The organism is Vicinamibacteria bacterium, from assembly GCA_035620555.1.
In the GTDB taxonomy this organism is placed as follows: Bacteria; Acidobacteriota; Vicinamibacteria; order Marinacidobacterales; family SMYC01; genus DASPGQ01.
Window position 1 is genome coordinate 1 of record DASPGQ010000462.1, and the last position, 10,957, is coordinate 10,957.

A 10,957-nucleotide genomic window follows, 5' to 3' on the forward strand; every position below is an offset into this window, starting at 1 on the left:
CGACCGTCACCCGCAGCTCGGCGCCCGAGATCTGCTTCATCTGGCTTGCTGCAAGCGCCGGGACATCCACGAGATCCTGACGTACGACCGCACTCTCGACGCCGCGTTTCGCTCTTGACCGTTATGGACGCGCCTGCTTAATGCTTCGTGATCTCGACGAGCCAGGCGATGGGATTCAGGTCATGAAATACGACCGCGCTTTCCTTCACCCCGCACTCCGCGACATTCGACAATAAACTCCTTCGAGTCCATCGAACCGACCAGAAACGCTCGGCGGTGGCAACGAATCGAGACCCTTTCGGTGTAATCACGTGCTGGCCGGTATGTTCGTAGAAGTCGATTTGCGCGTCCTCCGCCTCGGGCACGTCCTTGTAGATCGTGAGGAACATCTTGCCCGATTTCTTCAGCGCTTCGAGCAGCCGTGAAATCACGGCGATGAATCTCGGATTCCGATCGAGATAGGCATCGGTGTAGAGGCTCAAATCCTCGGACTCGTCCCGGATGTTTCCCGGTGTGAAATAGAGGCACAGCGCGAGGTCGTAGAAACCGGGCACGAGCTCGGCGTTCGCGATATCGCCGACGAAGACCTCGGCGTTGCGGAGTCCTTCGCGCTCCCATCGGTCACGAGCCACCCGGGCTATCTCGGGCGAGATCTCGAAGCCGTGATAGACGAAGCAGCCCGGAGCGAAGATCGAGCCGTGGTAGCCCGTGCCGCATCCGACGTCGGCGATGGCATATTCGCGTCCGGAAAATCTCTCGGCGAGGATAGAGTCCTGTCGTTCTCGGGCCTCCCGGATAGGAGCCGGACAGTAGGTCGACTCCAGGGTGCGGAGCACGGCCCGGTCTTCACTGTCCCGTGTCGTCTTGGCCAATCTCCCTCCTCGAGGTTCGCGCGCTCACGGCAAGGTCTTGCGTGCCTCGAGCTCGTTCCCTCCGTTCAATCGCGCGAACGCGAAGCCTCGTTTGCGAAAGAGCTTGACCGCCCGCGTGTTGCTCAAAGTCGTATAGGCGATGAGCTCGCGAACGCCCCAGGCCGGAGCGATCTCGAGACAGTAATCCGTCAACAGTGCTCCCAGGCCCTTGCCCTGCCATGCATCGACGACGAATACGGCGTACTCGGCGGTTACGTGGTCGGGGTCAGCGACCATGCGACCGACGCCCACCAGCTCTCGCTTGCCTCCTTCCACGAGCTCGGCCACGATGGCCATCTCGCGATCATAGTCGATGAAGCAAAACCGCGCCGCCAGCTCGTGAGTTCGGCGGACGAGCTGGCGAAATCTCTGAAACAAGCTTTCCGTGGAAGCGCTGTCGAGCATCGCACTCCACAATGGCTCGTCTTCGGGACGGATGGGGCGGAGCAAGACGCGCGTGCCATCCGGCAGCGATCTCCACCCGACGAATGTCTCGGGATAAGGACGAATGGCCAGATGGGAGTACGGCTTGTCCTCTTCTCGGCCGAGCACGGTTTCATCGAGTATCACTCTGGCGTCGAGGGCGACCACTTCATCGGGTGTGACGAGGAGAGGGTTGATATCGAGCTCACGGATTTGAGGCAGCTCGGCGACGAGGTAGGAGAATCGAATAAGCGTCTCGAGCAAGAGCTCGAGATTTACCCCGGGCCGCCCTCGATATCCTTCGAGAAGCGGCCAGCAACGGAGTGATTCGAGCATGCGGCGTGCCAGGCGCTCGTTCAGAGGAGGAAGTCCGAGGACGCGGTCGCGAAGGAGCTCGGTCGTCACTCCCCCCATGCCCACGAGGATCGCCGCGCCAAACGTGGGATCTTTTTTCGTCCCCAGGATCATTTCGTACCCATCGGTGAGGGTTCGCATCGACTGGACCGTCACCCCCGAGATCGAGGCATCGGGCCTGCGAGTCCGTGTCCGGGCGACGATGGCGTCGAAGCCGCTGCGCACGTCGTCGTCGCTCCGGAGATTCAATGCGACCCCGCCGACGTCGGTCTTGTGAGTGATCTGCGGCGAATCGATCTTGATCACCACCGGGTATCCGATCGACCGTGCTGCCGCGACGGCCTCATCGGCCGAGCCCGCCCGACGGGGGACGGTGACCGGAAGCCCATAAGCCTGCAAAACCCCTTTGGAATCGGTCTCTGAGAGGAGCATCGGGCCGGTCGGGGAGCGCTCCGAGAGGCGCTTGCCGACCTCATGGCGTCTCTCATCGAGCAATACCGGCAAATCGCGCGGGGTCTCATAGAGAATCTCCTGGCGGCGAGCGAAGCTGACGAGAGCCGTGAACGCCCGCACGGCATGCTCTGGCGTGGCATACGTCGGTATCTTCGCCTGGTTCAATGACCGGACCGCCTCCCGCACGGAGCGACCCCCCATCCAGGAGCAGAGGATGGGCTTTGCCGTACGTGAAGACACTTCGGCGGTACGTCTGGCCGTCTCGGTCGGGTCGGTCAACGCCTGGGGCGTGAAGAGGGCGAGAACGGCGTCCACCCCCTCGTCCCGAATCACGAGCTCCACCGCCTCCGCGTAGCGCTCCGGTGGAGCGTCTCCCAGGACGTCCACCGGATTTCCGTGCGACCAGTAGCGTGGGAGCTCCTGGCTCAGCCGCTCGATCGTAGGTTCCGAAAGACGGGCCAGTGTTCCCCCAACCGCCATCAGGGCGTCCGTCGCCATGACTCCGGATCCTCCGGCGTTGGTGACGATTCCGAGACGCCCGCGACGGGGTATTCGTCGCCGGGCCAGGATTTCGGCACAACCGAACAGCTCGGAGGACTCCAGGATCCGAACGATCCCGGCCCGTTCGAAGCCGGCTTCGTAGACGGCGTCTTCTCCCGCCATCGCACCGGTGTGCGAAGAGGCGGCCTTCGCCGACTCGGGAAACCGCCCGGCCTTGTAAGCCACGATCGGCTTCGTCCGGGTGAATGCCCGCGCGGCCGAGAGGAACTTCCGCGCCCTTGGCACGGACTCGACATAGAGAACGAGCGCGTCGGTTCCCGGATCGGCGGCGAGGTAGTCGATGAGATCGCCGAAGTCGACGTCGAGCATGTTGCCCACCGAGATGAAGCAAGAAAAGCCGATCTCCTCTTCCTCGGCCCAGTCGAGCACCGACGCGCAGACCGCTCCCGATTGGGAAACGAACGCGACGCGGCCCACCCGGGGCGTCATGCCCGCGAAGCTGGCGTTCAATCCGTTCCCAGGGACGATGACGCCGAGACAGTTTGGCCCCACGACACGGAGCCCGGGAAAGCGGCGAACGACCTCGAGCACACCTTTCTCGAGGGCCTTGCCCTCCTCACCGATTTCTCCGAATCCGGCAGAGATGACGACCGTCCCCAGGATTCCCGTCTCCCCACATTCGCCGAGCACGTCGGCAACCGCGCGCGCCGGCGTGCAAATCACGGCGAGATCCGGGCGCTCGGGAAGCTCTCGTACCGACGGATAGGCTCGGACACCGCCAACTTGCGCCCTGGCGGGGTTCACCGGATAGACGGCACCTCCGAAATGTGCGCCGAGATTTCGAAAGACCGCGTGGCCGACGCTCGACGGATCATCGCTCGCGCCGACCACCGCCACCCGCTCGGGGCGAAGAATCTTGTCGAGGTTGAAAACGCTCACGAAGAGGAAGACACGGTGAGCACCCCGGTCCCGTTCAGTCGATCGTGCTCGAGATCCTGGAGCGCTCGATTCGCCTCGTCCAGAGGATAGACCACCGTGTGAGGCCGTATGGGAATCTTGGCCGCCTCATCGAGGAGCTCGTGTCCGTCACGCCTCGTGTTGGCGGTCACCGAGTGGATATTCCTCTCGTGGAAGAGATGCCCTTCGTAGCTGAGAGAGGGTACGTCGCTCAGATAGATGCCTGCGATAGCCAGCGTCCCTCCCGGCCGGACCTTCTCCAGAAGGGAGGGTACCAGCTCACCGGCCGGAGCGAAGAGGATGGCGCTGTCGACGGGTTCGGGGAAATCCTCTGGCCGCTCGCCCGTCCATTCGGCTCCCAGCTGGGATGCGAGATCACGGTGCCCCTCGCCCCGGGTCGCCACCAGGACCCGGCATCCCCAGTGCCGCGCGATCTGGATCACGACGTGAGCCGAGGATCCAAATCCGCAGATCCCCAACGTCTGGCCGGGTTTCAGCTGGCTGCGTCGGAGCGAACGGTAGCCGATGATTCCCGAGCACAACAGAGGAGCGGCCTCGTGGTCGCTGAAGACACGCGGGATCTCGTACACATAAGCTTCCGGCGCCGTCACGTACTCGCCGTAGCCTCCGTCGACGTGGTAGCCGGTGAATGTCGGCGAGACGCAGAGATTCTCGCGACCGCTCGTGCAGTAGTCGCATGATTCGCAGCACCGGTGAAGCCATGCGACACCCACTCGCTGGCCCATCCCGAGGGAGGACCCGGGGCCGCGCTTGTCCACGGTTCCCACGACCTGGTGGCCGGGAACCAGAGGCAGCTTGCGCGGGGGAAGGTCGCCTTCGATGACATGCAGGTCCGTTCGGCAAATGGCGCAACAAGAAACCTTGATTCGGATCTCGCCCTCACCTGGCTCCGGCATGGGCAGCTCCAAGAGCGTCAGCGGCGAGTCGGCCATCGGCCGCTGCTCGCCGAGCACCATGGCCTTCATCCCGTCGAATCCCTCACTCCACCACGAACGAGCCCATCATTCCGGCGTGGAGATGCTCGGCGATGTGGCAATGCATCATCCACTTCCCCGGGTTGGACAGGTCCACCAGGATGTCCATCGTGGTCCCCACGGGAACGATGGCCGTGTCTTTCCAGACGAGGTTCTCGTTCTCGACTCCGTCGAGCGAAAGAACCAGAAACCGCTGTCCGTGAACGTGGAAAGGGTGGTTCATGGGGTGGATGGTCTCGGGGTCGTTGAAGAGGCGGATCTTCGCCACATCCCCTTTGGCAAAAGACCAGTCGATATCCATGTTCTCTTTCCCGGTGTCGGGGTCACGTAGCTTCCAATGAACCTGCTCGGCGCTGGAAAGCCAGTTCATCATCGGCATCGCGTCGTTCCATTCGATGGGTGGAGAGTAGAGCCCCGCCTCGAACTGCATCGCTTGCACGATCTGGAGCGGCAGGTTCTCGATGTCGAGCGTCAACACGAGACGGTGATCGACCGGCTTGTCGAAATAGCGACGATAGCCGTCGATGTCCTTCTTCACGTCCTCGTTGTCACGAAGCGTTCGAAACTCGTTTGCATAGCTTTCCGATGCTTTCGTGTCGGAAACATGGATCGTTCCCAGCGGTTTGATGCTGGGGCGGAACTCTCCCATCCACTCGTCGATCGCCTGGATCGAGTTCGTCATCACGTGCTCGCCCGGGCTCTCGAAGAGCACCTCCACCACGTAACGCTCCGCCGGTGCGATGACCACACTCTCGACGAAAGTCTCGCGCTGGTACTTGCTGACGTCGGACGCGACGATCTTGATCGGCGCACCGTCGAACACGACGTTGAACGTACGGGTGTTCGCCACGTTCGTCAGATAGAATCGGACGACCTCGCCCGTCGCCACCGAGAGCTCGTAGCTCGTGGCACCGTTCACGAGAAGTACCGTGCCGAACCGCCCCATGAGCGCGTGGGTAGGCGCTCGATCCCCCCAGGGCAGCGGGCCGAGATCGTCCATGAGCAGGTCGTCGAGGATCAGGACTTCCTCGCGATTCACCGGGCTGTAGTAGTCGGGCTCCGGGGGCGCGACGAGCAGGTTTCCGTAAAGACCGAGATCCTGCTGGATGTCCTCCCGCACGTGGGGGTGGTACCAATAGATCCCGGAGTCGGGGAAGTGAACTTCGTACGTAAAGGTCTCCCCCGACAGAATCGGCGCCTGCGTCAGGTCGGGAACGCCATCGAATCGGTTGTCGAGCCGCACGCCGTGCCAGTGCACCGTCGTGGGCATCTCGATGGCGTTGGTCAGCTCGACCCGGATCGTCGCCCCGCGGTCGGCCTTGATGAGGGGCCCGGGATACTGGCCGTTGTAGCCGTACATCAAGAAGGTCTTGCCGTTCAGCGTCCGGCGCACGATGCCTGCGGTCATCGAGAGGGTCTCGCCGTCGGCCATCTCGACGATGCGACCGGGCTCGGCCTCGGGAAAGGCCGCCAGGTCCGGGGCGTCTCCACCAGGAAGAAACGGCCCTACGATGGGAAGAGCGGTCTCCAATCCCGGCAGGGGCGGCATGGGAAAGTCATGAGGCGGCATGCGCCACGATTTGGGGTCGGCATCCGCCGCCCCGTGGCCGTGGTGCCCCTCGTGCTGGAGAGCGAGCGTCGCTACGACGAGCCCAAGAAGAGGCGGGAGCACTCAGTCGAACCCGTACTTCGAGCAGGGCTCCTTCTCGAAGGGGCCGTGGCCCGCGAGCGTATGCATCAACCCGCTCCGGGACATTCCTCGCAGAACTACGGGGCCCCGCCAGGAGTCCGACGGCTCGTCGGATGGCTCGAGCGTCACCACGAGAAGGAACTTGTTCCATTCGACTCGCGCGCCGACACGGAGGTCGTCGTCCAGAACGCCGAGCCACGTCCTCTCTGAGAGATCCGATTTCGCCACCCAGGCCGTGAGAAAGCCGGCGGGAGGTGCCTTTATGCGTTCGAGCGAGAGGTCGATGTCGTACGCATACCTTCCATCCCGCAGCACCGCCACTCCGTAGGGGGACTCGGAGAAGCTCACCTTGCCCAACCCACGGGCTTGTCCCATGCCGGCGACGCGCCTCGTGGGGACCATCTCGATGCCGTAGTACGCTCCGACGACGTCGGGAATCGCAGCCGAGGAGCAAGCAACCCCACGGAACCCGAAGCCCGCACTCCAGGCCGGACGCTCCCCTTCCGAGAACGATAGAAGAGCGAGAAGGGCGGCGACAAGGGTCATGGGGTGCCGTTCCCAACACTTACGGCGGCGGGACCACGTTCCCAGTCCTGGACGCTCGAGATGTTCGGCATGCCCCAGTCGGCGCCGTTCCAGCCCTGGAAACCCTCCATGCGAAACGCCCAGAATCCCGTGGTCATGTCGCTCACCACGATGAGCCCGTCCGCGTTGCGTATGTCCACTCCGAACGCTCCGTTGAACATCGGATAGCGATCCTCGTTGGGGGGTCCGAGGTACGTGTCGTAGTACGCGACCGTCGTGGGATCTTTGGGATTCATGAGCGTGAAGATCTGGAGACCGTCGAGGTAGCCGGAGACGAAGACATAAGGCCAGCGAACTTCGTGGTTGTGGACGAGATGTCGCCAGTCCGCGGTCCAGGCGGCGATGGGCTCGGATATGTTCTCCACCTCACCGTCGAGGGCGGGCTTCAGATCGAAGATGCGAAGCGGCGCATACTGATATTCCGTCTCTGCGATCACGTATCTCCCGTCGGGGGTGGGGGTGAACGTGTGGCCCGAGCGCACTCCACGGATTCCCGTCAGTGTGGCCCGGATGGTGGGCTGTTCGAGGTCGGTGACGTCGTAAACATAGTAGCCCCCGGTGCCGCCTCCGTAGAATCGATCTTCGGCACTGTCGGGATGGTAGCCGACGTAGAAATCATGATACCCGCGGCGCTCGCTGTCGGCTTCGGGAACCGGGACTTTGGCAACGAGAGCGTTCTCGAGATCTCCCTCGACGACACGACCCAGGTCGTAAACGTGCGCGAACGGCCCGGACACCGTGGCGAACAGAAGGACCGCGCCATTGGTGTGTCGGTATATGAAGATGTTGTGGAACCCTCCGGGCAACTCGGGCTCTCGGATCCGGGCGACTTCCTTGACCTTGGATGGGTCCGGAAGGTCGGTCACGTCGAGTACCACGGCACCCAGGTCGGGGTTCGGGCCCCCCTGCCTGAACTGGAGAGACTGAACCACGTAGTAGCGCCCCTTCCACTTGAAGTGCTTGACGTCCATGCCTCCGGTGCCCAGGTGAAGGTCCTGATCCTCGATCCGCCACGAATAGATGCGCTTGGCATTCTCCGGATCGTGAAGATCGATGATGTCGACACCTTTGTCGCCCTCGGTTCCGTAAACCATCCGCCCCACATACGCATAGGGTCGGTTCATCTCCTGCTCGAGGTCGATGTCGGAAACGCTCAGTCTTGGACCGAGCGGTACGTGCGACAGAACACGGAGGTTGTCACTTCCCGGCTTTTCCGCGGTCCACTGAGCGAACGAGGCACTGGCGACGAGCACGAATGCCAGGGTGGGCAACAAACGACGCTTCATAATAGAGGGTACCTCACTTCCCGGACCGTCATTCTACCCGATTGAGATCGGGACTCATAACCCCGAACGCGGGTTTGTCATATCATTCCCCGCCATGGAGGTCGGCATGGTCCATGGCACGCTGCTGCTTCTGGCAATGTTCGTCCAGAACATCGCTCTTCGGACGGATCTCGCGATCGACGGCAGAGGAAACATCCATCGAGACGCGCTGCTCGTGGTGCAGGCGGACAGGATCGAGGCTTTCGGTCCGGCCGAGATTCCTGCCGGCTCCGAGACCATCGATCTCAGGGGGTATACGGTGCTTCCCGGGCTCATCGACGCTCACGTTCACATCACGACCCATTTCGGCGACGACGAGGCGAGGCCGTCGCTCAGCTCATTGTGGGGTGCCTTCAGCGCCCGCAAGCTCCTGGAAAGCGGGTTCACGACCGTACGCAGCCTCGGAAGCCCTCGGTACGAGGACGTCGATCTGCGCGAGGCCATCGAAGAAGGGCTCTTGCCCGGGCCGCGGCTTCAGGTATCGGGAAAGTGGCTTTCGGACGACGACGCCCCGGGAACGGAGGGAGATCGCTTGCAGGATGGCGCCGCTCCCGCCGACGAAGATGCGATGCGAGCCGAAGCTCGACATCGCATCGAAGCCGGCATCGACTGGCTCAAGGTCTTCGCGACCCGGAGCAGCCGTGCGGGTGGAACGCCGACGCATTCGCAGGACCAGCTTCGGTGGGCCATGGACGAGGCGAAGAAGGCTGGCATTCCCGTCTCGGTACACGCTCACGCGGCCGAAGGGGCACGTCGCGCGATTCTTGCGGGCGCGACGACGCTCGAGCATGGCGCTCTTCTCGACGACGCCGTACTGGATCTGATGGTCGAGCAAGGCGTCTACTACTCGCCCAACCTCTACCTCGGCGAGTACTATCTCGCCCACGGCAAGAAGTTCGGCTACTCCAAAGAGGCCCTCGACTGGACGGCAAAGTTCCTGCCGACTCGCACCAACGTCTTTCGCCGGGCGGTGGAGAAGGGTGTCGCCATCATTTTCAGCACCGACGCCAACGCCGGCTGGGTCTGGTCGGGAGACACCGCAATCGAGTTCGAGCGCCGTGTCGCCGCCGGCCAGTCGAACCAGGACGCGATCATCAGCGCCACGTCGCGTGCCGCCGAGGCCCTCTCCCTCTCGGGCGTCGTGGGGGATCTCCGGCCCGGCCTCAAGGCCGACATCGTCGCCGTCGAGGGGAATCCTCTTCGAGACATCTCGGCTCTGCGCCGAGTCCGGTTCGTGATGAAAGACGGTCAAGTCGTCGTCCCTCTCGAGCCCGGTCTCCGAAACGGCTCCTTTTCCGCGGATCTGGGGGGCCACACGATTCACTACGAGGTTCACGGCAAAGGCCCCGTCCTCATGACGGTACCGAACTCCTGGGGACTGAGCCTCGAAGGCCTGCGGGCGATGTACCGCCCGCTGGAATCGCGCTTGACGATGGTGTATTTCGATCCGAGGGGCATGGGCGAATCGAGCGAGATCAAAGAAGACAGCGATCGCGGCACGGCCGCCGTCCGCGCCGACTTCCAGGCGCTTCGCGAGCATCTGGGCCTCGAGCGCGTCGACGCGATTGGCTGGTCGAACGGGGCCACCAACTTGATCCTCCTGGCGTCGGAGCACCCCGACACCATCGAGAACGCAATCTTCCTACATGGGAACGCCAGCTTCACCCGAGAGGATGGACAGCAGCTCTCCGCGAGTTATCCGGAGCTCATGGAGGCCTTCGCGAGTTTCACCAAGGAGATGTCGGACCCCGGCCTCACCGATAAAGAACGCAACGCCCGCACCAAGACCTTCGACACCGAAGTGTGGTTCCCAATGATGTTTGCCGATCAAGGCAGGGGTAAGGAGATATTGCCCGAAGTCTTCGCCGACGCCTCCTTCAGCTGGGTACACGCCCAACATGCGAACGCGGAGTGGCCTACCCTGGATCTCCGCGACCGCCTCGCGTCGATTCGCGCGCGAAGTCTGGTCATCGCGGGCAAGCGGGATCTTCTCCCGTCGGAAAAGGCCAAAGAGATTTCCGACGGCGTGAGCGGTGAAGCCGATTTCGTCGTCTTCGAGGACAGCGGACATTTCGCCCCGGTCGAAGAAACAGAGAAGTTCATTCGAGCCGTGTGGAATTTCTTGGGAGTGGAATGATGCCAAGACTCATCGGAGCTCCGGCCGTCGTTCCCGCGGCGGGGAACAAGCCCAAACGAATCGAAGAGTTCGTCGGCCGGGTCAACACCGGACACGACGAGCTCAGCATTGCTCGCATGGTGTCGCCCGAAGGATGGGAGGAGCCGGGGCAACGGCCGGAGTTCGAGGAGATCACCCTCGTGCTGCGCGGCATGCTCCAGGTCGAGCACGAGGGCGGCACGCTCCAGGTTCGCGCTGGCCAGGCGGTCGTCCTGTCGCCCGGCGAGTGGGTTCGTTACAGCAGTCCCGAGCCCGAGGGCGCCGAGTACATCGCCGTCTGTCTTCCGGCGTTCTCGCCCGACACGGTGCATCGGGACACGGATAACTCGTGAGTCCGGAGGGGTGGCTCAGGCTTCTCGCTATCGGTCAGATCGGAGGTGGGGCCCAACCGCCGAGCGCTTCTTCGACGCGCGCCGCGAGCGCGATGACCCGATCGTCTCGCCAGGGGCCCGCGGTCAGCTGGACGCCGATCGGAAGGCCTCCCGACGAGGTACCCGCCCGAACGACCGCGGCGGGCCATCCCGTCAGGTTCTGGGTCATCGTATAGCTGAATCCCGGATACGAATCGGGAAGCTCGCTCGGCTTCA

The 10,957-nt window shown here is 63.2% G+C and carries 10 protein-coding genes; 3 read left to right on the forward strand and 7 right to left on the reverse strand.

From position 1 onward, the window contains the following. Positions 1 to 118 (forward strand): VapC toxin family PIN domain ribonuclease (locus VEK15_18775; GenBank protein ID HXV62750.1); only part of this gene is annotated, 118 nt, incomplete at its 5' end. Positions 119 to 137: 19 nt separating this feature from the next. Here VEK15_18775 and VEK15_18780 read toward each other — a convergent pair. Genes VEK15_18780 through VEK15_18805 form a run of 6 tightly spaced genes read right to left on the reverse strand, consistent with a single transcriptional unit; the run spans position 138 to position 8,155 of the window. Further along, entirely contained in the window at positions 138 to 872 is a 735-nt protein-coding gene (locus VEK15_18780; protein HXV62751.1) for a class I SAM-dependent methyltransferase, read from the reverse strand. A gap of 24 nt (positions 873 to 896) precedes the next feature. After that, a complete protein-coding gene (locus VEK15_18785) occupies positions 897 to 3,581 on the reverse strand; it encodes a bifunctional acetate--CoA ligase family protein/GNAT family N-acetyltransferase (GenBank protein ID HXV62752.1) in 2,685 nt (894 codons plus the stop codon). After that, positions 3,578 to 4,585: a zinc-dependent alcohol dehydrogenase family protein gene (locus VEK15_18790; protein HXV62753.1), complete on the reverse strand. Its 1,008-nt coding sequence runs from the start codon at positions 4,583 to 4,585 to the stop codon at positions 3,578 to 3,580. The genes VEK15_18785 and VEK15_18790 overlap by 4 nt, the downstream gene beginning before the upstream one ends. A gap of 13 nt (positions 4,586 to 4,598) precedes the next feature. Next, a complete protein-coding gene (locus tag VEK15_18795) occupies positions 4,599 to 6,266 on the reverse strand; it encodes a multicopper oxidase family protein (GenBank protein HXV62754.1) in 1,668 nt (555 codons plus the stop codon). Beyond that, positions 6,267 to 6,830, reverse strand: coding sequence for a hypothetical protein (locus VEK15_18800; GenBank protein HXV62755.1), 564 nt, complete (start codon positions 6,828 to 6,830; stop codon positions 6,267 to 6,269). Next, positions 6,827 to 8,155, reverse strand: coding sequence for a hypothetical protein (locus VEK15_18805; protein HXV62756.1), 1,329 nt, complete (start codon positions 8,153 to 8,155; stop codon positions 6,827 to 6,829). Before VEK15_18805 ends, VEK15_18800 begins: the two co-directional genes overlap by 4 nt. 94 nt (positions 8,156 to 8,249) lie before the next feature. Here VEK15_18805 and VEK15_18810 point away from each other — a divergent pair, with 94 nt between their 5' ends. Both VEK15_18810 and VEK15_18815 read left to right on the forward strand, forming a co-directional pair. Then, the gene (locus tag VEK15_18810) at positions 8,250 to 10,331 is read left to right on the forward strand and encodes an alpha/beta fold hydrolase (protein ID HXV62757.1); all 2,082 of its coding nucleotides are present in this window, start codon (positions 8,250 to 8,252) and stop codon (positions 10,329 to 10,331) included. Next, positions 10,331 to 10,702, forward strand: a complete 372-nt coding sequence (locus VEK15_18815) for an AraC family ligand binding domain-containing protein (protein ID HXV62758.1) — start codon at positions 10,331 to 10,333, stop codon at positions 10,700 to 10,702. The genes VEK15_18810 and VEK15_18815 overlap by 1 nt, the downstream gene beginning before the upstream one ends. A 34-nt stretch (positions 10,703 to 10,736) precedes the next feature. Here VEK15_18815 and VEK15_18820 read toward each other — a convergent pair. Then, the coding region (locus VEK15_18820) for an amidase family protein (protein ID HXV62759.1) at positions 10,737 to 10,957 on the reverse strand (221 nt) is incomplete at its 5' end.

Coding starts and splice junctions, on each gene's coding strand:
- VEK15_18790 (HXV62753.1), bottom strand. CDS start 4,585: ATGAAGGCCATGGTGCTCGGCGAGCAGCGGCCGATGGCCGACTCGCCG.
- VEK15_18800 (HXV62755.1), bottom strand. CDS start 6,830: ATGACCCTTGTCGCCGCCCTTCTCGCTCTTCTATCGTTCTCGGAAGGG.
- VEK15_18805 (HXV62756.1), bottom strand. CDS start 8,155: ATGAAGCGTCGTTTGTTGCCCACCCTGGCATTCGTGCTCGTCGCCAGT.
- VEK15_18810 (HXV62757.1), top strand. CDS start 8,250: ATGGAGGTCGGCATGGTCCATGGCACGCTGCTGCTTCTGGCAATGTTC.
- VEK15_18815 (HXV62758.1), top strand. CDS start 10,331: ATGCCAAGACTCATCGGAGCTCCGGCCGTCGTTCCCGCGGCGGGGAAC.